The sequence below is a fragment of the Nostoc sp. NMS7 genome, from assembly GCF_017115085.1.
Taxonomy (GTDB): domain Bacteria; phylum Cyanobacteriota; class Cyanobacteriia; order Cyanobacteriales; family Nostocaceae; genus Nostoc.
The window spans coordinates 82,707-106,698 of the sequence record NZ_JABXKJ010000172.1 but is presented as its reverse complement, the minus strand read 5'-3'; the positions used below and the strand labels follow the sequence as shown (position 1 = coordinate 106,698).

General features: G+C 42.8%; 23 protein-coding genes. 16 read left to right on the top strand and 7 right to left on the bottom strand.

The window, feature by feature from the left end; genetic code table 11:
• Window positions 1-199: 199 nt before the first annotated feature.
• On the top strand, window positions 200-403 hold the full coding sequence (locus HWQ38_RS19105) for a hypothetical protein (protein ID WP_292796424.1): 204 nt from the start codon (window positions 200-202) through the stop codon (window positions 401-403).
• 220 nt (window positions 404-623) lie between these two features.
• Window positions 624-929, top strand: a complete 306-nt coding sequence (locus tag HWQ38_RS19100) for a hypothetical protein (RefSeq protein ID WP_292796423.1) — start codon at window positions 624-626, stop codon at window positions 927-929.
• A 138-nt stretch (window positions 930-1,067) separates the two neighbouring features.
• On the opposite strand, the gene HWQ38_RS19095 is transcribed toward HWQ38_RS19100, so the two are convergent.
• Both HWQ38_RS19095 and HWQ38_RS19090 read right to left on the bottom strand, forming a co-directional pair.
• The gene (locus HWQ38_RS19095; protein ID WP_292796421.1) at window positions 1,068-3,749 is read right to left on the bottom strand and encodes a DUF3769 domain-containing protein; all 2,682 of its coding nucleotides are present in this window, start codon (window positions 3,747-3,749) and stop codon (window positions 1,068-1,070) included.
• A 197-nt stretch (window positions 3,750-3,946) separates the two neighbouring features.
• Window positions 3,947-4,063 carry a photosystem II reaction center protein I gene (locus tag HWQ38_RS19090; protein ID WP_292796444.1) on the bottom strand — a complete coding sequence of 39 codons (117 nt, stop codon included), beginning with the start codon at window positions 4,061-4,063 and terminating at the stop codon, window positions 3,947-3,949.
• Between the two features lie 650 nt (window positions 4,064-4,713).
• Here HWQ38_RS19090 and HWQ38_RS19085 point away from each other — a divergent pair.
• Entirely contained in the window at window positions 4,714-4,887 is a 174-nt protein-coding gene (locus HWQ38_RS19085; RefSeq protein WP_292796419.1) for a hypothetical protein, read from the top strand.
• Here HWQ38_RS19085 and HWQ38_RS19080 read toward each other — a convergent pair.
• Window positions 4,874-5,569 carry an acyltransferase gene (locus tag HWQ38_RS19080; RefSeq protein WP_292796417.1) on the bottom strand — a complete coding sequence of 232 codons (696 nt, stop codon included), beginning with the start codon at window positions 5,567-5,569 and terminating at the stop codon, window positions 4,874-4,876. The two genes, HWQ38_RS19085 and HWQ38_RS19080, sit on opposite strands and share 14 nt — an antisense overlap.
• A gap of 645 nt (window positions 5,570-6,214) precedes the next feature.
• The gene (locus HWQ38_RS19075) at window positions 6,215-6,343 is read right to left on the bottom strand and encodes a hypothetical protein (RefSeq protein WP_292796415.1); all 129 of its coding nucleotides are present in this window, start codon (window positions 6,341-6,343) and stop codon (window positions 6,215-6,217) included.
• 529 nt (window positions 6,344-6,872) lie between these two features.
• Between HWQ38_RS19075 and HWQ38_RS19070 the strand changes: the two genes are divergently transcribed.
• The 3 genes from HWQ38_RS19070 to HWQ38_RS19060 all read left to right on the top strand — a co-directional run bounded on the left by HWQ38_RS19070 (window position 6,873) and on the right by HWQ38_RS19060 (window position 10,971).
• Window positions 6,873-7,196 carry a hypothetical protein gene (locus HWQ38_RS19070; protein ID WP_292796413.1) on the top strand — a complete coding sequence of 108 codons (324 nt, stop codon included), beginning with the start codon at window positions 6,873-6,875 and terminating at the stop codon, window positions 7,194-7,196.
• A 542-nt stretch (window positions 7,197-7,738) separates the two neighbouring features.
• A complete protein-coding gene (glgP, locus tag HWQ38_RS19065) occupies window positions 7,739-10,303 on the top strand; it encodes an alpha-glucan family phosphorylase (RefSeq protein ID WP_292796411.1) in 2,565 nt (854 codons plus the stop codon).
• Window positions 10,304-10,677: 374 nt separating this feature from the next.
• A complete protein-coding gene (locus tag HWQ38_RS19060; RefSeq protein WP_292796409.1) occupies window positions 10,678-10,971 on the top strand; it encodes a hypothetical protein in 294 nt (97 codons plus the stop codon).
• A 268-nt stretch (window positions 10,972-11,239) separates the two neighbouring features.
• Here the strand turns inward: HWQ38_RS19060 and HWQ38_RS19055 are convergent, their stop codons facing one another.
• The gene (locus HWQ38_RS19055) at window positions 11,240-11,971 is read right to left on the bottom strand and encodes a DUF429 domain-containing protein (protein WP_292796442.1); all 732 of its coding nucleotides are present in this window, start codon (window positions 11,969-11,971) and stop codon (window positions 11,240-11,242) included.
• A gap of 151 nt (window positions 11,972-12,122) precedes the next feature.
• On the opposite strand from HWQ38_RS19055, the gene HWQ38_RS19050 reads away from it, so the two are divergent.
• Together HWQ38_RS19050 and HWQ38_RS19045 are read left to right on the top strand one after the other, a co-directional pair.
• Window positions 12,123-13,382, top strand: a complete 1,260-nt coding sequence (locus tag HWQ38_RS19050) for a glycosyltransferase family 4 protein (RefSeq protein ID WP_292796406.1) — start codon at window positions 12,123-12,125, stop codon at window positions 13,380-13,382.
• An 89-nt stretch (window positions 13,383-13,471) separates the two neighbouring features.
• Complete coding sequence (locus HWQ38_RS19045) at window positions 13,472-14,338, top strand: calcium-binding protein (protein WP_292796403.1); 867 nt, start codon at window positions 13,472-13,474, stop codon at window positions 14,336-14,338.
• A 145-nt stretch (window positions 14,339-14,483) separates the two neighbouring features.
• On the opposite strand, the gene HWQ38_RS19040 is transcribed toward HWQ38_RS19045, so the two are convergent.
• Window positions 14,484-15,749, bottom strand: coding sequence for a DNA cytosine methyltransferase (locus HWQ38_RS19040; protein ID WP_292796400.1), 1,266 nt, complete (start codon window positions 15,747-15,749; stop codon window positions 14,484-14,486).
• Between the two features lie 21 nt (window positions 15,750-15,770).
• A complete protein-coding gene (locus tag HWQ38_RS19035; RefSeq protein WP_292796397.1) occupies window positions 15,771-17,351 on the bottom strand; it encodes a B12-binding domain-containing radical SAM protein in 1,581 nt (526 codons plus the stop codon).
• 747 nt (window positions 17,352-18,098) lie between these two features.
• Here HWQ38_RS19035 and trpS point away from each other — a divergent pair.
• The 8 genes from trpS to HWQ38_RS18995 all read left to right on the top strand — a co-directional run bounded on the left by trpS (window position 18,099) and on the right by HWQ38_RS18995 (window position 23,955).
• Window positions 18,099-19,109, top strand: coding sequence for a tryptophan--tRNA ligase (gene trpS, locus HWQ38_RS19030; protein ID WP_292796395.1), 1,011 nt, complete (start codon window positions 18,099-18,101; stop codon window positions 19,107-19,109).
• Between the two features lie 58 nt (window positions 19,110-19,167).
• Complete coding sequence (locus HWQ38_RS19025) at window positions 19,168-20,088, top strand: methylenetetrahydrofolate reductase (RefSeq protein ID WP_292796392.1); 921 nt, start codon at window positions 19,168-19,170, stop codon at window positions 20,086-20,088.
• 307 nt (window positions 20,089-20,395) lie between these two features.
• The gene (gene mnmE, locus HWQ38_RS19020) at window positions 20,396-21,814 is read left to right on the top strand and encodes a tRNA uridine-5-carboxymethylaminomethyl(34) synthesis GTPase MnmE (protein WP_292796389.1); all 1,419 of its coding nucleotides are present in this window, start codon (window positions 20,396-20,398) and stop codon (window positions 21,812-21,814) included.
• A gap of 134 nt (window positions 21,815-21,948) precedes the next feature.
• Window positions 21,949-22,125, top strand: coding sequence for a hypothetical protein (locus HWQ38_RS19015; protein WP_292796386.1), 177 nt, complete (start codon window positions 21,949-21,951; stop codon window positions 22,123-22,125).
• 21 nt (window positions 22,126-22,146) lie between these two features.
• Window positions 22,147-22,413 (top strand): GNAT family N-acetyltransferase, encoded by a 267-nt coding sequence (locus HWQ38_RS19010; RefSeq protein WP_292796440.1) that lies wholly within the window; start codon window positions 22,147-22,149, stop codon window positions 22,411-22,413.
• Between the two features lie 6 nt (window positions 22,414-22,419).
• Complete coding sequence (locus HWQ38_RS19005; RefSeq protein ID WP_292796384.1) at window positions 22,420-23,190, top strand: SDR family NAD(P)-dependent oxidoreductase; 771 nt, start codon at window positions 22,420-22,422, stop codon at window positions 23,188-23,190.
• A gap of 50 nt (window positions 23,191-23,240) precedes the next feature.
• The gene (locus tag HWQ38_RS19000) at window positions 23,241-23,570 is read left to right on the top strand and encodes a hypothetical protein (RefSeq protein ID WP_292796382.1); all 330 of its coding nucleotides are present in this window, start codon (window positions 23,241-23,243) and stop codon (window positions 23,568-23,570) included.
• Window positions 23,571-23,640: 70 nt separating this feature from the next.
• A complete protein-coding gene (locus HWQ38_RS18995; protein WP_292796379.1) occupies window positions 23,641-23,955 on the top strand; it encodes a hypothetical protein in 315 nt (104 codons plus the stop codon).
• Window positions 23,956-23,992: the final 37 nt, after the last annotated feature.

Sequence of the window (23,992 nt, the reverse complement as noted above, 5' to 3'; positions counted from 1 at the left end):
CCGCCTGAAACAGTTCCGCCTGAAACAGTTCCGCCTGAAACAGTTCCGCCTGAAACAGTTCCGTCTGAAAGTATTGAAGAACTTGGGTTAAGCCAAGGCTCGATTCATATCACAAATCGCAAATCATTACCACAATTTGTACAACATTGATCCATCAAATTTTTTGTATAAATTTAAAAGGAGATCAGCATGAAAGTTATTGAGCCTGAAATTTGGCAATTCTAGCTGTCCAGGTGAGGTATTTGACCGCCTTCGCGCCCGACCAATTTTTGAGAGCAGCGATAACAGCCAAAGCGTAGCTTGCCGTCGTAGAGATCACTCATCATTCAAGCGAGGATGCATAGCGATCGCTCTCCCCATTCTTGGAGGAAACTATTTAGAGAAAAATCCTTGCTGTATTTAGATTTAAGTCTCAGTATGTTTTCAAAATTCAAACTGGATTCCTATAGCAACTTGGGTTAATAGTAATTCCTTCTGTCATATCTGAGTATGGATACTCAGATATGAGCCATTTTTTTAATCATTTTTATTTATGATTTTGATAAACAATTATATTGGCTATTATCAATAGTTTTTCTTAAAGTGAAATAACCAATTTTAAATACGCATAAAAAATATTACTCATGGAAAACATTAATCCCATTCCAGAAATAGTTGGTGAAACAACTGACGTGGAATCTTGGCTGATTCGAGCGGGGCTAAGATTTTCAGACTTAGGTAAGGATGCTGCAAGTATTGCAATCCGCAAGCAATGGCGAGAGTACCAAGCCGCAGTGCAAAGATGCTGTGCAACCCTACACCAACCACCGTCAAGTGTTCAACTAAGCGGCGACTATGCCAAGCTGAGAATACCTGGTGCTGCATCAACTTATTCGGAAGCTAGGACGGTGAAGTTTCCCAGGCGTGAGAGTGATTCCTTTGATCACTGATACAGCAGATTTCAAGGAAGGTGAAGTAGACAACGATTCGTCTCAAAGCTAGGTATAAAGTCTGTTTTCCTTCTGACTCCTGATCGGAGGCGGAGCGTCTCCGGCTCCGCTCCTGAATTCTGTTTGATAACTGTTTGACTAATTCTCCTGCTGCACGCCATTTACTACTGGCTTAACTTCCGAAAATGGATCAGTGCCGCCACCCCAGTTAAAATCACTAATTCGGATGCTGAAGCCGCCTAACTCCAGCACCGGATTATAACGCAAGGTGATGCCATAGGTACGACGGCTATATTCCAAAATGTAGTCGGTGCTAGTTTGTGTACCAGTATCCAAGTTAATAGATGTTTGGAAGCCTAAGCGAAAAGGGCCGTAGATTTGCTGTGATATCCCACCGCTCAACACTTTGTTATCAACGGAGCGATCAAACAAAAAGGGCGATAATCCGTTATTTAAGCCTTGGGAATAACTAATATTAAAGGCGGTATAGTCGAAAAAAGGTCGAGAAAAATGACCAATTTGACCTTGTAAGCCAATTGTACCAGTTAAGATGCTTTGGTTATCACCATTGCTGTAATAACTGTTAGTGCCTGTGATGGCAGCGCTCGCTTGCAAGTAAGGAACTACAGGTTTAGCCGTGTATCGTAATCCCTCAGTGGGAGTGGGTGGTAATGGTTTCCCTTGCCACAGTAAAAACCCGCGACTGAGGGTAGCGCTGGCTTGTAAACGACTTAGTGAGATGCGATCGTTTTGCCTCTGCGGTTTTAGTAAGTCTTGGCGATCGGTGTTGGCATCGATATACTGAGCGCTTGCCTGATAGTTGAGGTTGATGCCACTTTTTCCTAGAGGAATCAGAGGAGAGATAATAATGCCGCCAAAACTGCTTTGGACAGTTTGAAAGCCGAGGCTACCATTGTAAAGGCGATCGCGGTAGTTATATTGCAGATTAAAGATGTAGGGAAGGCGATCGCCTAATGTCTGGCGCAATGCAAAATTTGCCCGCAAATTGTTTTCCACTTGGCTCAAGTCAAGACTGGTTAACTGCCCAGTCCCCTGAAATGTTGTCCGTGGACTCAAAACGGAATTTATCTTTGTCTTGACAGCAAATAGTGCGCCTAAGTCACCCGTGCCTTCTTCCACAGCTCTCTCTAATAATAACTGGGGCGTGATTGTCCAGCGAGTCTGGTCTGTATTGATCACTGAAAAGCCACGCTCAATGTAGAAACCACCCCGATCAGTTCCATCAAAGCCGGGGGATACTATAAAGGGTGTAACGTCCCGCGGCCGGCGGTCAATAGTATGCTCATCCACCGGAATTGGTAAGGAGAGTGTTTGATCAAATACCAAACGTTGACGCTGTGTCTTGATGCGGTCTACCAAGGGTGATTCTCGCGTCAGAGTTACTTTATCTGCGCGTAATTCTAGTTCTGGGGGCGAAAAAGGATCATTGGTGATGCGGACATCGCTTGCTTGCCAGCCTTGCGAATAGAAGTCAATGTGTTCAGCTTCAAACCTGAGCCGATTGACTACACCCCCACTTTTCGGTGGCGGGATATTGGTAGCATTTGCCTGGCCACCAATTGTCACATCAATTCCTCCAGGGCTGCTCACACCGGAAAGGGGCTGATTGGCTAGAATGCGATCGCTTGGCGGGCTTTTTGAGACTCCACCAGTAGTTACATTGCTGGGCGAGAAAGCAAAATCTGTTTGGGCTGAGGGTACATAAATTTCTCCTCTACCATTTTCCAGTTCCCCACTATCTTGAACAAAGTTATAGGTAAAGCGTTGTCCACGCAGTATCTGATCGCCCCGGGTTAAAGTTACGTTGCCGTAGCCCGCAGCGATCAAGTTGTCCAAATTCACTTGCAGGCGATCGGCATCCACCACCGCCCCATCAAATCGCACAACTACATTACCTACAGCTGTAACAATTCGCCGTTGCTCGTCATACTCTTGGCGATCGGAAGTGACTTCCACAGTTCTCGGTCTGACTGGCGGCGTGCTAGCTGGCGCGGTTGTAGGAGATAGTTGACTTGGTGGCTGATTAGTGGTATCACCCTGTGGTACTTGGCTTTGTTGCTGGGTTTGAGACTTGAATTCTACAATGATCGGCCTTGAGGGTTGGTTTGTCGGGCTGCGAGACTTGAATTCTATAAAATTTTGTACTGATTGAGAACTCGGTGCAAGATCAGTAGCAGATACAGAGATATTCTCTTGTCCTGGAGACTGTTGTGCAGTAATATCACTTTGCTGTTTTTGTTGGGTTAACTTCTCAGCTAAAATTTCCGCCTTCGACTCAACTAACTTGTCAGTGTTTGTGACACTTGGAGCAACGTCAAGCAAAGACAGGGGAGCAGAGAGCATGGAGAATGGGGGAAGTTTCTCCCCATCTGTCCCAATTCGCACTCCGTAGGGGTTTTGAGTCTTACTGGTCTGATGGCGATTAGGGGCTAGAACTTCCTGCATCGGATAACCAACTACCACCGGCTGCCCCAAAAGTGCAGCACTCCTAGAAGCGGTAAGGGGGGAAAATTCTAGTGGAAAGGTTTCTGATGAATGAGGTATAGAGGAAGTTTTGGCAACTACCAAGTCATCCTGAGTTGAGTTTATCGGAGTTGGCAATGACGGATCAATCTTAGCGTCACCCGCAATTGCCAACTGAGCCAAATCCTTGGGCTGCTGGGATTTGTCTGTCTTTTCGTGTATTCCAGTTTCTACACCTGAAAGAAACTTTGTATGACTAAAAGATGAGGCAGGATTTACAGGTTGTAAAGATTCGAGGATCGGAGGCGGATTGGGCGGCAGAACTGGATGAAGCATATTTGAGCAAAATCGGGCTAACAAACAGCCAAATGACCGACGGAAGGATAAATATACATTTTGCCTTCCGACTGTCGCCTTCTGCTACCTGGAGCAAGCCACTGGGAAGAGGAAACTTACCACTTTGAAAGTTTAGTAAGTTTCCGTGGCGTTTAGTATCTTCCGCCTTCCAAAGTCGCGGATGATTTATCGTTCTTTTACTCTGAGTCCCGACGGCCGGGGTTACGAGCGGGATCGTTCGACAAAAATCCGAAGACGAAGAGAGCGGCGAAGAAGGCAACAACAATATAAACAGCGATTTTTAAAGTCAGCATAGAAATATCTCCAACGGGTAAGACAAAGAGAGCTTTTCTTTGAGAATCTGCCATGCAGAAAAGATAGCTCCTTTATATTACCCAAATCTCGTCCATTTTTTAGAGAACTCTGGGGATTGGGGATTGGCAGTGCCTATCCTACGGTTATTGATAATGGTGCAAGATGTCAGTTGTCTGACTTTTAGATGCCCTTAAAAAATAACTCATACCATTTTAGATTTTAGATTTTAGACTTCGGCGTGAGCGCTACTTCGACCCTTCGACAGGCTCAGGGCAGGCAAGCTCAGTACAAGTCAGTCGAACGATTTTGGATTATGAAACATCCATTGGATAGGCGTTTCAGGTTTCCATCTGTCGCAATCATTTTTAAAATTGGTATTCAGAGACTATTTACTCTTGTGACGCTGACTAACGGCAAAGGTTTCTTAAAAAAAGGGAACAGCTTACAGGTTACAAAAGGATAGTTAAACCACGTCTATCTTGAAACCTGTAGTTCTTGGGTGATGAAAAGGATTTGCCCTCATCCCCTAACCCCGAATCCCAGATTTGGGATTCGGGGAGCCAGAATTTCAAAGTCCCTCTCCCAGATATGGGAGAGGGATTTAGGGTGAGGGCGAAAACTACGCTTATAAACTTAGATGAAGTTTATTATGCCCATACTTCTCTTCTTAGGCTGCGCCAACGGCAATGCTACTTCGACCCAACTCTTGGAGACGCTACGCGTAGCTTGCTTCCACGAAGTGGTACGGCAAAGCTCAGGGCAACGCGCCGCTCAGTACAAGTCAGTACAAGTGCCCAATGCCCTATTTCTCAGCTTGAAGTAATGCTTAAGTCTTTGCTAATTCGGTTTTTGATTACTCGTGCAGGTATGCCTACAGCAACGGAGAAAGGAGGAATATCTCTATTGACAACTGCTCCCGCACCAATAACACTGCCTTTGCCGATAGTAACGCCATCTAATACTGTTACTCCATGCCCTAGCCAACAATCATCTTCAATCACAATTCCCTTGCGACTAACCCCTTGGTATTTAATCGGCTCTATCGGATCGGCAAAATTATGATTATTGGCATATATCCCTGAGTGGGCAGCAATCATACAGTGTTTACCAATTTTAATGTCTCCTGGCCCCTCAATAGACACGTTGGGAGCAATGAAGGTGTCTTCATCAATATGTATATACGTATCTGACAAAGACCCTATATCAACGTTACGCTCAATAGCGACTCTATTTCCTAGATGAATTCTATTATTTTTGTGTCCTCTAGCATCCATGCGTACACCTTTGAAAATATAGACTCCACTGCCGATCTCAATACAAGAAGTACCGTTAAATTCAACACCATTTTGAATATACACTGGGCTGCCGATCTGGGCAAAAATACTACGATATCCCAAATTACGCAACTTTGGCCCCAGAATCAGTGTGGGAATATCTCCTAACACTGTAGTTACTAAAAGTTCTTGCACGCGCTGCAATTTTGAAAAATATTGCTCGTTAGGCATGGCTAGATATCTCTTTAATCAATTGTTGTTGGCAGTGTTGAAAGTTGTTTTGGCTCTATCCTCATCTTCTGCCAATCCCAACAGTGTTAATATTCCTTGACACAGAAGGTAAATTGGCAGCATTACCAAAATTTGCCCAGATTTTTAGATGGTTTTCCAATGTTTGAAAAACCAGAGTCTGGCTTTGACTATGTGAGCAATTCTTTAGCTTAGGTGTGTAGAATCACTCAACTTATCTGCACAATTGCGTTAAGTCGCTAGAAGCTTTGGTACCATAGATAGGTAAAAATTTGGCTTCTTTTTCATCAGCTAAATTAACAAAACAATTTCAGTGCATTGCAGCGTCAAAACTCAGACTATTAAATTGTCTGATGGGAAAATTTGCTGGTTTAGATAGGCTACTGTTTTAGTTATGCGGCAAATTTGCAAAGCTTGTTACGCAACTAGGGATAGAGTTGTTTCCCTTGAGGCTACTTTCTCTCAAGCGGTTTTAGTCTTTTGAAACAACTCAGTTCCACAAGCTATTTTGCAACAAAAAATACATTTAACTAGACTATTTCAAAGATTTAGATAAAATTTCTGCCTAGCGTGACAATGTAATTATTGTTGGATTTTTTTGGGTATTTTTGCCCAAATAAAACCCAATTATGGTGGATTATCTCCCACATCAGCCATCACATTGAAGTTAACCATCGGTGCAAACAAGTAAGCGCTTCCCCGACTGCTATGACGGCTTTCTTGCAACGAATTTTTCGAGTATGCTGCTCCAATCATGTTGCACTCGGATGATTTACACACTAACCGATTCACGCTTGTAATTAGATGAATGGTTTTTAATAACAATTGTTTTTAACGATAACACATTTTATTTTTAGTGGAACACTCTGAATAAATAAGTTGATTTCCAGGTTGCTTGTTGATGAGAATGGGGGAAATCAGTTAACTTTTTTACTCAAGCGATGCCTACGGTGGTCACTGAGCTTTGTCGTTCGCGCAGCGTCTGGTAGAGAAGTATGGGCAAAGCCTACGCTACCCTCAAATAATTTTATACAATTAGATAAAATCCCTTGAAAACGGCAAGTTTAAAAATGCTCTCAGTCGTTAATTGGCATTTTGGTGTATAAATTTGTAAATCACCCATTCGGGTGAGCCAAGCGGGGGATGCGTTCTTAATACTACTTATTATAAATTCTATTGAAAGAGAGCTAAAACGTAGCTTAGTTTTCAGGAGAAGTCCAGAAAAGAAGATCAAATGCCCAAATTGAGGTATCGGTTTTAACTCACACACTTGGTTTAAATTATTATGGCTTTAATTAAAGAAATTGTGCAACAAGCTCTAACTACTGGCTATCTAAGTGTTGTAGCTGAGGAGAAAGTGCGATCGCAACTTCAAAGTAATTATGACTCAGAAGACCTAGATGCCTGGATCATTTTGCAGCGAGCTATTGTAGCAGGTGATATCAAACAAGAGTCGCGCCGAAAAAAAGCTTCTCTCTCTCCTAAAGCCAAGGACACTTCATCAAGTATCAAACTTGCTTATCAAATGGCAGCAGAAATGGCTTATGCAGCAGCTGTAGCTCTGACGATGACAAAAAATACTCACGATCAGCCCTCATTAGGTGCATAAAATAACACCTTCGTAAGTTATTTTCCTGGTTTAGTGTGAAGATTTAATACCAAGTAGTTAGCGCTCGCTTTTCCTGATTAACTGCTTGGTAAAGTTTTCATCGGATCTAATTTCAGGTGATTCGGATCACCTTAAAGTAACCTTAATCTTAGACTGCTTCTTTGCCAAGGCAATTTTATTAAAAAATAATTAAAAATTTAACTTTACTGGACAGAGCTATGAGGACTTTTCAGCCTCAGCCAAGACCAGAGAATTGATCCCCGGAATAAATACTAAAATAAATATAAATTATTTATTCAAAACCAGATTTTTTGAGTGATATATGCCAGTAAATGATTAAATCTTAATATACCAAGTACATGGCTGAGGGTAACGCATAGAATTAGAAACACCTTGGTGTAAACTTTAGCAACGAGGTTAAAAAGAATTCTCAATGCTTAACAAAGTCATCGCTTTTTCACAAACTACAGTATAAAGAATTGGCAACATTGGGTAAAGAGAGTAAATAATAACCATAGCTAAACTTGGAGTTTTGCCAACCTATGCAGCCAATTCGCACATTTAACGTATCCCCTTCACTACCGCCGCGACTTGAACCATTACGGCGGCTAGCATATAACTTGCACTGGGATTGGAACGTTGACACTAAAGATTTATTTCGTCGCTTAGACTCAGATCTGTGGGAGTCTAGCCATCATAACCCAGTGTTAATGCTGGGTACTATCTCTCAATCGCGGCTTCTGGAAGTTGTCGAAGATGAAGGCTTCTTAGCGCAAATGGATCGAGCTGACCGTCAGTTAGATGATTATTTGCAAGAGCGCACCTGGTATCAGAAACAACGGGAGCAGAAACCAAAAGAATGCTACGCCTATTTTTCGGCGGAATTTGGACTTGTAGATTGTTTACCCGTCTATTCTGGGGGCTTGGGCGTTCTGGCGGGGGATCACCTCAAATCTGCCAGTGATCTGGGGCTACCGCTTGTAGGTGTAGGTTTACTGTACCAGCAAGGCTACTTTGCTCAGTATCTCAATGCTGATGGCTGGCAGCAAGAACGCTACCTGCTTAACGATTTCTACAATATGCCCTTGCATCTAGAGCGCAATGCCGATGGTTCAGAACTGCGGATTGCCGTAGATTATCCAGGACGCAAGGTGTATGCCAGAGTTTGGCGTGTACAGGTAGGAACGGTGCCTCTATATTTGATGGACACCAACATTGAACCGAACAATGTTTACGACCACGACATCACAGATCAGCTGTACGGTGGCGACATCGATATGCGTATCCACCAGGAAATCATGCTGGGAATCGGTGGTGTGCAAATGCTTAAAGCCTTGGGGCTGAAAGTCACCGCCTACCACATGAATGAAGGTCACGCCGCCTTCTCAGCCCTAGAGCGCATCCGCTTGCTGATTCAGGAAGAGGGACTGAATTATCCCCAAGCTAAACAGGTGGTGGCTTCTAGTAATATTTTTACCACCCACACGCCAGTACCGGCGGGAATTGACTTGTTCGCTCCTGATAAAATGTTGTACTACCTGGGGTACTATGCAGAGATATTTGGGTTGCCCAAAGAGCAATTTTTAGGACTGGGGCGCGAGAATACAGGCGATTTATCTGGGCCTTTCAGTATGGCGGTGCTGGCGTTGAAGATGGCAACATTTTCTAATGGTGTAGCACAACTGCATGGTGTGGTGTCGCGGCAAATGTTCCAGGGCTTGTGGAAGAAGGTGCCAGTAGAGGAAGTGCCGATCGCCGCCATTACTAACGGTGTCCATGCTCGGAGTTGTGTGGCGAAATCGACTCAAGAGTTATACGATCGCTACTTGGGGCCAAACTGGTCATCAGCACCACTAGATAGCCCATTGTGGGAGCGAATGGATGCGATACCCGATGAGGAGTTGTGGCGGAATCACGAACGCTGCCGCTTAGATATGATTTTGTATGTGCGAGAGCATTTAGTCAAGCATTTGCGCGATCGCGGCGCTTCCGCCTCGGAAATTACCCAGGCCCAAGAAGTTTTAGATCCTTACGCTTTCACCATTGGCTTTGCCCGTCGCTTTGCTACCTACAAACGTGCCACCCTCTGGATGCGTGATTTGGAACGCATTAAGCGGCTTTTGCTGGCTAACAAAGACCGAAAAGTGCAATTCGTGATTGCTGGTAAGGCACACCCCAAGGATATTCCCGGTAAAGAACTGATCCGCGATATCAATCACTTTATCCGCGAACAACATTTAGAAAAACAGGTAGTGTTTGTTCCCAATTACGACATTTACATCTCCCGGTTGATGGTTGCAGGTTGCGATATCTGGTTAAACACACCGCGTCGTCCACGGGAAGCTTCTGGTACCAGTGGGATGAAAGCCGCAATGAATGGATTGCCGAATTTAAGTGTACTAGATGGCTGGTGGGATGAAGCTGATTATGTTCGCACTGGCTGGGCAATTGGACATGGAGAGAATTACGACGATCCTAACTACCAAGATGAAGTAGAAGCAAATGCTCTCTACGAGTTGTTAGAAAAGGAAGTTGTACCGCTATTTTATGAACATCGGGATAGTGATGGCTTACCCCGTCCGTGGGTTGCCAAAATGAAGGATGCAATTCGGTTGAATTGTCCCTTCTTTAATACAGCGCGGATGGTAGGAGAATATGCACAAAGAGCTTATTTTCCGGCTAGCGATCGCTATCATACCCTGACTGTTGATAACTATGCTCCAGCTAAAGAACTAGCTGCTTGGAAAGAAAAACTGGGCGAACACTGGTTCAACATCAAAATCAAAGATATTGACATCTCGGCAGCTTCAGACATTGAGGTTAACCAAACTGTTGCTGTCAAAGCCCAGGTTGACTTGGCAACTTTGACAAATAATGATGTACAGGTGGAGCTATATCAAGGTGCGATCGATGCCAATGGTGAGATTGTCAACGCTCTGCCAGTGGTGATGCATTACCAAGGGGAGGATACACAGAAATTGAGTATTTACACGGGTAATATCACCTATACGGCTTCTGGTTTGCAAGGCTTGTCTTTGCGTGTATTGCCGAAAAATCAAAACCTGGCTAATCCCTATGAACCAAGGTTAATTGCTTGGGCAGAATAAGAGGACTGAGTATTTATTGAATACTCCAGACTAGGCGTTGCTGATTTAAGTTTAGCAACGCCTTTTATTTTGCGATCAGTCACGCCCCGAAAATAATGATTGCTAATTATAAAGAAAATGCGATTTGACTGGGATAATCACAAAAGTCACCTTCTTAAGCAAAATAGCGGATATTCTTTGGAAGAGGTCGCTACTATTTTGGCAGGCGACTATGTAGAACGAATAAAACGAGATGATCCTAGAACAATTTATTGCTATTGGATATCTGGTAAATACCCTTTTGTCGGTCATTTACGAAGTTCGTTATGATGATGAAGGGGAATATATTTGGTTAATTACTTATTGGAAAAGTACGAGGCGGGAGAGAGAAATCTATGAACAATATTTCTATTGAAGAACTTGAGGAAGAAATTGAGGTAGGAGAGGAAGTCATTGATCGTTATTTTGACTCCACGACAACCAGAGTCGGAACGCCTCGTCAAATGACCTCACGAAGAGGACAGGATATAGTGACGACAAACCTTGAAATTCCTAGTCCGATGCTCAACGAACTGGACAAAATGGCAACCGAACTCAATATTAGCCGTCAAGCTGTAATTAAAATGATGCTAAGACGCGCTCTTGATGAACACTATCTGGCCAAGAACCAGATTAAATCAGAAATTTGATTGAGTAGCTTGCCGCACTTCGACCCTTCTCTACGAGACGCTGCGCGTAGCTTGCTTCCACGAAGTGAGTGGTACGGCGCAGGCTCAGGGCATCGCAAAGCTCAGTGACCACCTTAGACATCGCTTCTTGTGCGTGCAGTAACCCAAATTCTTCTAATTTCACTCTGTAAACTTCATGTTTGGGGCAGGAAAATCAAGCACTGAGAGAAGTTGCTTGAAAAGTATTATGTTTAACATCAAAATTCTTAAATCTTACGAGATTACAATTTTAGGCTAACATTCTTTGGGGGATGATAATGTAGCCAATGGTGCTATCGCCTAATACTAAATTACGTTGTTCTCCCCAATACCACCAGTATGCAGCAACATAAGCGCAAATTAAGCTATCTAGTTTATCTTCAACTGCTTTGAGGGCTACGCCTGTGGTGGGAATTTCAAGAAGGAACGAACCGCAGAGGCGCAGAGGAGGAGAGAAGGAGGGGAGGATATCAATAATATAATTTTGGAGTTTGATTAGTTCTAGGCGGCGATCGCTGAGGCGGCCTTTTTTATATTTGAGGATGCGTTCTAAGTTGAATAGGTTAACAATCGCTGGGTGGGGAAAGACTTCTATTTGATATCTGCCAAGTTTTTGCGGTTCGATGGTGGGTGCGTGTGCAAAACCGCGTGATTCTAATTCTAAGCCAAAGTTGATGGTGCGCTCTGCAAAAGGTAGGTTTTGATTAGCTGGGTAGCATCCCGCATGATATTTACCAAAGTACTTCTGGCTGAGTTTGTCGGCGAGGCGACTCCCAGTAGCGTTGGGTATGAGCGTGGGTGCATCTACAGCGATGATGGCTGGTTCGTCTGGTTTGACACTCTGATCAATCCAGGTGAGAATGTCTGCAATGGCTTCTTTGCAATCTAAATCAAGTAGTTGCAGTTGTCCATCTATCCATTCTAGGCAGCATAGTCCACTTGGTTGCGATCGCCAGCCTAAATCAATGCCAATAAATTTCATGTTCATAACACGAATTTGCACTTATTTTCCCATTTGGCAGCAAGGATTAACCTAAATTTACTTGTAAAAAATTAGGGAAAATAATCCTATAATCTTAAGAAGCTTGTCTTAATTTATTTTATCTGGCGATAAGTTAATCAAGATTATTCCGATGCAGATTTTATTTTTACATCCCAATTTTCCTTCGCAATTTCGCAACTTAGCGACAGTTTTAGGTAAGGATAAGAATTACAAAGTCGTCTTTGGGACAAATCGTCGTGAAGGGGAAATACCTGGTGTTTATAAAGCTATTTACACTCCTTCTCGTGAACCTGCTCCCCAAACCCACCACTATGTTCGCAGCCTGGAAAATGCTGTTCTCACCGCGCAGGCTGTCTATCGCGTGGCAGAAAAATTAAAAGCTGAGGGTTTCGTTCCAGATATAGTTTATGGTCATTCTGGTTGGGGACCGACTTTATTTATGAAAGATGTTTTCCCCAAAGCGGAATTATTGTGTTATTTCGAGTGGTTTTACCATGCTCATGGTTCGGATGCAGATTTTGATCCCAATGACCCATTGAATGCTGATGATGAATGTCGCATCCGCGTGAAAAATACGCCGATTTTGACTGATTTATATAGCTGCGATCGCGGACTTTCTCCGACTAATTGGCAGCGCCAGCAGTTTCCTAAAGAATATCATAGCAAACTCACTGTAATTCATGATGGCATTGATACCAAATATTTTGCTCCCAAACCAGGTGCAAAGTTAGTTTTACCAAGAATAAATCTTGATCTTTCCCATGTGGAAGAGTTGGTAACTTATGTGGGACGGGGGATGGAACCTTATAGAGGTTTTCCACAGTTTATGGAAACGGTGGCCTTACTTCAGCAGCGAAGACCTCAGTGCCATGTAGTAGTTGTGGGAGAAGATCGGGTTGCTTATGGTAAAAATCTCCCCGATGGTCAGACTTATAAACAATTAATGTTGGAAAAATTATCTTTGGATTTATCGAGGCTGCACTTTACAGATAGGCTTCCTTATAATGAGTACCTCCAGGTTTTGCAAGCTTCTTCTGCTCATATTTATTTAACCCGTCCTTTTGTTTTATCCTGGTCAATGTTAGAAGTAATGGCCGCAGGATGTTTATTAGTAGCTTCTAAGACTCCGCCAGTATTGGAGGTCATACAGGATGGGGTGAATGGACTGCTGGTAGATTTCTTTTCTCCTCGGAATATTGCTAATAGGGTTGAAGAGGCGCTGAACAATCCTCAAGAGATGAACGCAATTCGGGCGAATGCGCGAGAGACAATTATCAAGCGTTATGATTTAGCAAAACTCTTACCACAGCATTTGCAATGGATGTTTGCTGGTAAAAGTTCTAATAGCTTGAAAAAGCGCCCACCTTCTAAAGGATTTGGGAGAAATTAGATGAAATTAGTCATTGGTCATTGGTCATTAGTTACAACCAAAAAAGGACAAAGGACAAATGACAGAGAAATATAAAAGCGATATTTAAAATGCGAATTATTTTTACTATTGCCCATTTTTTCAAACCTAGCAGTGACGGTCGTCATGCTTCCCAACACAAAGATCCGCAACCCCGTTTACAGGCGTTAACTAAAAGTCTTACCGCCTTATATCAATTATTTGGGAAATCTCAAAGTATCATCAACATTGCTCAACGACTAGCTTTCCCTGCTAATCAGCCGCAGTTGCACGAACTAGATATTGTGATTTGTACAACCAAAGATAATCATCTTCTGAATCAGCTTCCCTTGCCATCCCATTTATATAGGCATCATTCTACTGATGTAGAACCTCTACTTTTGGGGTTTGAGTGCCAAGCTGTTCTGCAAAGTTGTCTCGGTGAATATGATTATTACTGCTTTATTGAAGATGACCTAATTATTCATGACCCTTGGTTTTTTATAAAATTAAACTGGTTTACCCAACAAGCTGGTGACTTAAACTTGCTCCAGCCAAATCGTTATGAAGTCTCGCCTTACGGTTTGGTTCACAAAGCTTACATTGATGGGGATTTGGCTTTACGAGTAACTGCTCCCTTTCAAAATGTGCAGGAGCAACAGGAACTCAACGGTACAATTCTGAATACACCAATTATCTTTCGTCGTGCCCTTAACCCTCATGCTGGCTGCTACTTTTTAAATGCAAATCAAATGGCTCATTGGGCTAATCAAACATATTTTCTCGACCGAGATATTAGCTTTGTTGGTTCTCTAGAAAGTGCTGCTACTTTGGGAATTATGAAGACATTCCGAATTTATAAAACTTCACCGCAGCAAGCAAGTTTTTTGGAGATTCAGCACTTTGGAACCGGATTTCTGGGGCTAATTGGAGGACAGGTGGGTTTGGCAGAGAGCTAAATCGAGTTTAAGAGTTTGGTGAGAAAGATTAGTGCGATCGCTACCTTTAAATAATTCGTAATACTCGCCAAAGGCGAGAAGCAAGCTACGTAATTCGTAATTCAGTTTTGTGACTTGTGTTGAGCGAAGTCGAAATACGGGGATTTCAGTTAGGCATCAAAACGTGCTGCCATTGACTAGCATTAACTTTATTTCTAGTATTAAGAGCAATATCAGTTAGATAAGGAATAAGCGCGTGGCCAATGCACTCTGCTAAACGTGGTGGTACAGCATTTCCAATTTGCCACATAGCTTTTTTCATAGAACCTTGAAAAATAAATGAATCTGGAAATGTCTGTAATCTTGCCATTTCACGCGCTGAAATTACCCGGTTTAGATATGGATGAATATGAGTACCGCCGTGATTCTCTTTAACAGTCATACTTGGTTTACCAGGATATTGTCGTTTGAAAGCATCAACATATTTTGTATATAAAGAACCACCTGGAGGTACTTTAGAAATTCGCTCCATATACTCAGGTGAATGCTTAGTCCACTGATGGTTTATCTCTGGTATTGGGGTATATGCTGGTAAATCGGAAATAGCTGATTCAATAGGTTTGTATTCTTCAGGTAATAACTTAGCCTTGGGATAGGGATTTGGCATTCCAAATCTGTTAGCTATAAAGATAGCTCTTGGCCGAATTTGCGGTACTCCGTAAGCAGCAGATTCAAGAATTGCAACAGATATATTAGGATAACCAATAGATTCAAAAGCTTCAATAATTGCTTTTTTTACATCTCCGTTTTGTATAGTCAGAATGCCTGGAACGTTTTCCATAACAACATACCAAGGACGTATTTCTGATACAACACGCACAAATTCATAAAATAAACGATTGCGGGGGTCTTTATGGTCACGTTTTCCCGCCACCGAGAAACCCTGACATGGTGGGCCGCCTATAACAAGATTTACTTCAGGTAAGCCGATTTGTTGTAGACAATTGCGGGAATCAAACTGTTCGATATCTCCGCAAAAGTGATGACATTGGGGAAAGTTATTTTTATGGGTAGCAGAAGCGATTGGGTTGATTTCAACGCTAGCTAAGGGTTTAAATCCAGCTTGAACTAGTCCTTGTGTTATGCCCCCTGCTCCACAAAACAGATCGATGAAGGTGTAATTAGATGGTAGATTTGGCACAGAATCAACATCAATAAATATTTTGTTTGGATCGGAGTCATTTTGATCTAGTTCTCGTTTGATACGTTCATAACGTTCTAATTTGGGTTTTTTTTGCTTTATAGTAGAGTGATTTTCCTCCTTAGGAAAAAAAGAAAGTTGGGTTCCTGGCATTTTTTGCTTGATATTGATGTCTGCTTCAGTATGACATATAGTCTTTTTCCAGAAACCCACAAAAGCGATCGCAACCAATTGCCACCAAAAACTGAATACTTAAATTCTGACTAATGGTTTTTCCACAGGGGTAGGCGTGGTTAGGGGATCAAATCCTAACTGCTCAGTAATGCGCTCTCTGGCCAAAAGACGGTATTCCCAAAAATGCTCACCAGCAGCACATAAACCTAAATACATATTCACGAATTGCGGCTTGGTGCGGAGAATAACCCAAAGCTGTTGCCAAAATTGACCCCGAATTTCCTGCCGTTGCCAGCCTTGACGCCAGAGCAAGTTTGCAAGTAGTCGCAGCCCTTTGCCAGGAGGAAAATACATCGTCTGCTGTAGTTGGGGATTAGGTGTAATCTTCAGGCATTGTTCAAAACAGCGTCGGAGATAGTTTTTAGGTTCGTACATTCTCCAAATTGCCTCTAAATATTCTTTAGCAACTTCAGCCATCGGCCGGCTAGGAACAAAATTCATTAAAGAATTCTGATCCCCCAGTTCCAAACCTCTAAATCCTTCTAATAATCGCTCCTCTCGTTTTAGTCTTTCCCAAAGGGCAGTATTGGGAAGGGCTTGCAGTATACCTAGCATCGGTTGAGGAATGCCAGTTTCTTCAACAAAAGCTTGAATTCGCTCTCCAGCGCCAGCCTTTTCTCCATCAAAACCAATGATAAATCCTGCATAGATCAACAATCCAGCTTGATTGATAATACGACAAGCTTCTAACAGGGGATTGCGGGTATTCTGAAACTTGCGAGTGCTTTGCAGGCTGTCTTGATCTGGTGTTTCAATACCCAAAAAGACTGCGTAGAACCCAGCTTTAGCCATTAGTTCTAATAGCTCAGTATCTTCTGCTAGATTGATGGAAGCTTCAGTCATGAAGGTGAAGGGATAATTGCGTTCCTGCATCCACGGAATTAATTCTTGTAAGAGGCGTTTCACATTGCGCTTATTGCCAATGAAGTTATCATCCACTATGAATATAGATCCGCGCCAACCTAAGTCATAGAGGGTTTGGAGTTCTGCTAGGGTTTGACTGGGTTCTTTGGTACGTGGTTTGCGGCCGTATAGATTGATGATGTCACAGAATTCGCATTCAAAAGGACAACCGCGAGAAAACTGGATTGCCATCATTAAGTAATCATCTCGCTTGAGTAAATCAAAGCGAGGTATGGGGCTTTGGGTTATATCTGGTTTTTCCAGGGCGCGAAAGGTTCCTTGTTCTTCACCTTTGGCGATCGCATCTAAAAATTGGGGAACTGTAATCTCCCCTTCATCTAAAATCAAATAGTTAGCTCCTGCTTTCAGGGCAGGTTCTGGCACTGAGGTTGGATAAGGACCACCCACAGCCACTTTTTTCCCCAACTGCGCTGCTTTGTGAATTTGGGCAAGAAAGTCTTCTTTCTGTGCAAGCATGGCAGAAACAATCACTATGTCGCACCATTGCCAATCAGCATCGGTTTCTTGTTTAACATTGCGGTCATAAAACCGAACTTCCCAGTCTGTTGGTAGCATCGCGGCAACAGTCAGAATACCTAGCGGCGGAATAGATGCCTTAAGTCCCGCTATTTTCATAAATTCGTCGTAAGACCAAAAGGTTTTGGGAAAGCGGGGGTAAAGTAAGAGTGCTTTCATTCCTGTAATCCTCTAACTAAATTTGGATTCGGATATTTTATACTTCTGAGAAATCCTTTTTTTTTGATCAGGATTGCAGAGATGATGCTAAGGATTTGTGTAAAAATAACCTGAACAATTTTTATCTGAAAGCTAGATTTGCAATCCGTTTGAAACAAAATTTGTACAACTTATTTTTACATGATGCCTAAGATTACACCATCTTCATTCTTTATTTATTTGTCTAAAGACAGACATCGCGCAATTTGCAAATCTGGTTTTGGAGTTACTTGGCAGTATTACGATCGTTGTAATCAAAGCTAATAAAGGATTTGTGGAGCGAAAAACTGCTAGCTAGATCAAACGTCTTTTGGTAAGACGAGAAAGAATTGGGCATTATGAGCCAGAGTAGTAAAGCTTTCATTACCAGACTCCCCGGAGTGGAAAAATTAACTCGCAATTCCCAGGTTACTGTACTTTCTTGGAGAAAAACTTAAATTTTGTCTATTTCTGTAAAGAAAAGGTGATAAATCGCTTAGATCCCACCGCTTCCGAGGCGGTAAGCGCTTTCCTTCCCGCCTATTGAGTTAAAATATCTGATCCGGTAACGGCGAGTTAACCTGGAAAATGTCAAAATTAAATGAGTTTTGCGTAGGCGCATACTTCTATGGAGAAGCAAGCTACGCCTAGCGTCTGGTAGAGAAGCGACTTGTCGCTAGACATCGCCACTTCACATAACGCGGATTTGAGATAATTAAGTTGGAATTTATGGGCAAGCAACGTGTTCTTTCTGGAGTTCAACCAACTGGCAATTACCATCTAGGTAACTACTTGGGAGCCATTCGCAACTGGGTAGAAGGTCAGAGCGAATACGAAAATTACCTTTTTGTGGCTGATTTGCACGCGATTACAGTGCCACACGACCCAACACAGTTGGCAGCTGATACCTACACCCTTGCTGCTCTTTATCTAGCTTGTGGTCTTGATTTAAATCACTCTACTATCTTCGTACAATCCCACGTTTCAGCCCACAGTGAACTCACCTGGTTGCTCAACTGCATTACACCCCTAAACTGGCTGCAAGACATGATCCAGTTTAAGGAAAAGGCTGTGAAACAGGGAGAAAACGTGAGTGCAGGTTTATTAGATTACCCTGTGCTAATGGCGGCTGATATTTTGCTTTACCAAGCGGATAAAGTGCCAGTGGGTGAAGACCAAAAGCAACACTTGGAATTGACACGGGATATTGCAGCTCGGTTAAATCACCAATTTGGTAAACCAGATCAACCAGTTCTAAAGTTACCAGATCCTTTGATTCGTAAGGAAGGGGCAAGGGTGATGAGTTTGGCAGATGGTACACGCAAAATGTCGAAATCTGATCCTTCCGACTTAAGCCGGATCAGTTTGCTAGATTCGCCAGAACAGATTCAATATAAGATTAAGCGTTGTAAAACCGATCCGATTCGTGGACTGACTTTTGATGATCCAGCGCGTCCAGAGTGTAATAACTTATTAACGGTGTATACATTGCTTTCTGGTAAAAGAAAGCAAGATGTCGCAGTTGAGTGTCAGGATATGGGCTGGGGACAATTTAAGCCATTATTGACAGAGACAATTATTGAGTCTCTCAAACCAATTCAAGAAAAATATCAGGCGATAACGGCAGACAAAAGCTATTTGGAGTCTGTGTTGCGGGATGGAGGGGAAAAAGCTAGGGCGATCGCAAATCAAACTTTATCACAAGTAAAAGCTGCTTTAGGCTTCTCTCTTCCTCTCTAAGTTTTCACTTTTAGGTGTGATTTGCTATACCATTTAAGAAATTGAAATTCTTAATTTTATGCATCACACCCATAGCCCCACAGCCTTCAAGAGAGCTGTACAAGCAGGTGAATTTCTCGTTACCGCCGAGGTAGCACCGCCGAAAGGGGGAGATCCAGCGCACATGATTCAAATGGCGGCGACTCTTAAGGGAAGGGTTCATGCTGTCAATGTTACTGATGGTAGCCGCGCAGTATTACGGATGTCTTCCTTAATGGCGTCGGTGATTTTGTCACAAAACGGTATAGAGCCGATTTGTCAAGTTGCTTGCCGCGATCGCAATCGCATTGGTTTACAAGCTGATTTGATGGGCGCTCATGCCTTGGGCGTACATAACATTTTAGCTTTGACTGGCGACTCAGTAAAAGCAGGCGATCATCCAGATGCCAAAGCAGTGTTTGACTTGGAAGCTGTGCGACTGCTGCAACTGATTCGGAAGATGAATCAAGGCGTTGATTGCAACGAGAAACCTTTGACTGATGGAGCCTTAGATTTATTTGTGGGTGCCGCGGTAGATCCACAGTCTAAGAGTTGGTCGGGTTTGCAAAGTCGATTTGAACGCAAAATCGAAGCCGGAGCGCAGTTTTTTCAAAGTCAGTTAATTACCGATTTTGAGCGGCTAGAAAAGTTTATGGACTTAATTGCTGCTGGCTATAAAAAACCGATTTTGGCAGGAATTTTTCTGTTGAAATCGGCAAAAAATGCCCAGTTTATTAATAGATGTGTTCCGGGTGTAAATATTCCCCAACATATTATTGATAGATTAGCAAAAGCCAAAGATCCTTTTGAGGAAGGGATAAAAATTGCCGCCGAACAAGTGCAAATAGCGCGGCAATTATGTCAAGGTGTCCACATGATGGCGGTGAAACGGGAAGATGCGATCGCACCAATTCTAGATTTGGCTGGGATTGCTCCCGTGAATCAGTTGGTATCGAAGTAAAGCAAAGCCAAGGTGAATAGAATTCGCGGCTACACAGGCAAAGTCCGCACTTCGGCAAGCTCAGTGACCACCTGCGCGGACTAAGGAAAAATTTAAGGTTTTAAACCTACGGAGGTGGGTAAAGCTTCGTGTAGACGCGGTTTCTAACCGCCAATTTCACTAGACCGAAAAGTTTTGCGATCGCCCGAATGCATAACTAGCAAGTTGGGTTGTTAAGCATTACCTCCAAGTAAATTTTATCTTGCCAGTTGGCATCTTATTAGTCTAAATACTTACCATTTAGTTCTCACTCTTATAAAGGGCGCTCATGTCAGAAGTTTTTGCTACTACTGGAACCATCGCTGCGATCGCTACTGCTGTTGTCCCTCAACAAGGTAGTGTTGGTATTGTGCGGGTATCGGGTTCCCAAGCAATGGCTCTAGCCCAAACTCTCTTTCACGCACCAGGGCAACAAGTTTGGGAAAGTCACCGAATTCTCTACGGTTACATTCGCCATCCCCAGACGCAACAACTGGTGGATGAAGCTCTGTTACTGCTGATGAAAGCACCCCGTTCTTACACCCGTGAAGATGTAGTAGAATTCCATTGCCACGGCGGAATTATGGCAGTGCAGCAAGTGTTACAACTGTGTTTGGAAAATGGGGCAAGACTAGCGCAACCGGGAGAATTTACTCTCCGCGCCTTTTTGAATGGACGATTGGATTTAACTCAAGCTGAAGGTATTGCTGATTTAGTGGGAGCTAAATCACCCCAAGCTGCTCAAAGTGCTTTAGCTGGTTTACAGGGAAAATTAGCTCATCCAATCCGGCAGTTACGCGCCAACTGTTTGGATATTTTGGCAGAAATCGAAGCTCGAATTGATTTTGAGGAAGACCTTCCTCCGTTGGATGATAAAGTCATAATATCAGAAATCGAGAAAATTGCTGCCGAAATCACGAGATTATTGGAAACCAAAGATAAAGGTGAGTTGCTACGCACTGGTTTAAAAGTGGCAATTGTGGGGCGTCCGAATGTGGGAAAGTCGAGTTTATTGAACGCTTGGAGCCGGAGCGATCGCGCGATCGTGACTGATTTACCCGGTACAACCCGCGATGTAGTGGAATCTCAGTTAGTTGTCGGGGGAATTCCCGTGCAAGTACTAGATACTGCGGGGATTCGGGAAACAACAGACCAAGTGGAAAAAATTGGTGTGGAGCGATCGCGTCGTGCTGCCAATGCAGCTGATTTAGTCTTGCTTACCATCGACGCTTCAGCAGGTTGGACGGAAGGCGATCGAGAAATTTACGAACAAGTACAACACCGTCCGTTAATTTTAGTGATTAACAAAATCGATTTAGTAGAAGAAAGCGAAAGAAAAACTCTTCAATCTCAAATCCCAAATCGTTCGACTGAGCGAAGCCGAAGTCCCAAATCTAAAATTGTCACAGCAGCAGCCCAAAATCAAGGTATTGATGCTTTAGAAACAGCAATTTTAGAGTTGGTTAAAGCCGAAAAAGTGCAAGCTGCTGATCTGGATTTAGCTATTAACCAAAGGCAAGCAGCAGCCTTAACTCAAGCTAAAATTTACTTGGAACAGGTACAAACAACAATTACTGAGCAATTCCCCCTTGATTTTTGGACAATTGACTTACGGGGTGCGATTCAAGCACTAGGAGAAATTACCGGAGAAGAGGTTACAGAATCAGTTTTAGATATAATTTTTAGCAAGTTTTGTATTGGTAAATAAAGCGTAGATTGGCAAAAACAAAATGCAACCCAACATTTATACTAATCTTTGTGAAGTTTCACTATTATTCAACTTAACCTGCAATTGATAACTAAATGTATATCTGAATTCGCCAAGCAACCAGACAAGATACGGTGATAGTTTCGGATATATTGTTAGAAGCGGCTTTGTGGCTCCAGCAGCGTGGTGTACCTCTGTGGCGTGATAGCGAGATTTCGCCAGAAAGTGTCTCGGAAGATGTTGGTAACGGCTTGTTTTTCATTGCTGAATGGGCAGGAGAACCAGCTGGTACAATCAAGTTTCAGCTTTAGGATTTACTTTTCTGGCCTGACATTTCTCAGGAGGAGTCAGCATTTGTACATCGCTTTGCAGTTCGACGAGATTACTCTGGTGGTAAAGTCTCTTCAGCACTGCTTACTTGGGCAGTCGAGCATACACAAACACTTGGTAGACATTATTTACGTCTAGATTGTGAGGCTTCGCGATCGCGCCTAAGAGCAATATATGAAAACTTTGGTTTCCGTCATCACAGCGACAGACAAGTTAGTGCTTGTTTTGTCTCTCGCTACGAATATGAAATACCTCCACAAGTCAGCTAAATTTATATGTCTTTTATGGATGAAATTAATCCTGTCAACGCATTGATTGTGGGAGCCAGCCGAGGTATTGGTTTGGGTTTTGTGAAAAAATTGCTGCAAGATGACAGAATAGCCAAAGTTTATGCAACTTCTCGTCAACCGGAATCAGCCTCGGATTTAATAGCTCTTGCAGGCGAACATTCTGAGCGATTAATTTGTTTAAAGATGGATATTACTGACGAGTTGCAGATTGTTGAAGCTGTTCAAAAAATACGTTCCCAAGTTGACAAACTGCATTTGGTAGTCAACTGTGTAGGACTGCTGCATGAGGATAATTTGCAACCTGAAAAAAGCTTAAGACAGATAAATTCAGAAAATTTGCTGCGTTACTTTCAGATCAATAGTATTGGTGCTGTCTTGTTGGCTAAACATCTATTGCCTCTGTTTCGTCATGGAGAACGCAGCGTGTTTGCCACTATTTCTGCTAAATTGGGTAGTATTGGGGATAACCAACTTGGTGGATGGTATGGCTATCGCGCTTCTAAAGCAGCACTGAATATGTTGATGCGAACTGCGGCAATTGAGTATAAAAGAAGTTGTCCGAAAGCATTAATAGTGACATTGCATCCTGGTACAACTGATACGCGGCTTTCCCGTCCTTTCCAGGTAAATGTACCTGCGGAACAATTATTTTCAGTGGAACGTACTGTTATCCAATTATTGGCTGTAATCGAACAGCTTCAAGAAGGCGATAGTGGACAGTTTTTATCATGGAATGGGAGCAGATTGCCTTGGTAACTGCGTTACGCTGGTGCTAATGAAACTCACGTTACTTGTAATCAAAGCCGATGAAGTTTTTTGTGCCAGCTGCTAAGGATGATATTAAAGCGGAGCAGGTGTATAGCGCTCTTGGTCAGTCTCTCAAAGCACCAATAACCGAAAAGCGCATTTGGAAGTTACAGTGGCGTGACAACGAAATTGCTCTGGAATCCGAGGTTGGTAAACCTTTACCACCTTCTTACCAAACAGGGAAAGAGCTAGTTCTGGCAATCTTTGAGTGTGAAAACCTTTATAAGATTGGTACTCTTAGCCGGGGAGGAGTAAAGGGAGAACCTATTTTGGTTGGAAAAAACTCTGAATCCTCAGCAACATATTTTTCAGATATTGTAAATAACTGACTCTATATTTGAAGGTGCGATCGCGCTGGTAGCATAGTAGATAAAATCAGTTCACCCGAACTCTCAAGGTATGACTAACATTCAGATTTCCTTACCTGAGTCGATGAAAGTCTTTGTGCAAGAACAAGTTGCTAAAGGCGGTTATGGTTCAACCAGTGAATATTTTCAAGAGCTAATCTTTCAAGACCAACAACGCAAAGGTCAAGAAGAAAAACGCGCTCAGTTGATGGCGAAGCTTCAGACACAAGGTCAACTGAATAATCAGGAGTTTGAACTAATTGCAGATAAGTTAGCTGAGGAGTTTGCTGCAAACATTGGCTCAAATTTTCATATTCTATCAGATTATGCTGTGACTCGTGAGAGTATTTATGAGGATCATCCTTAGCTCGACTTTATCCAAAATTAAGAACTGGTTTTCTTTA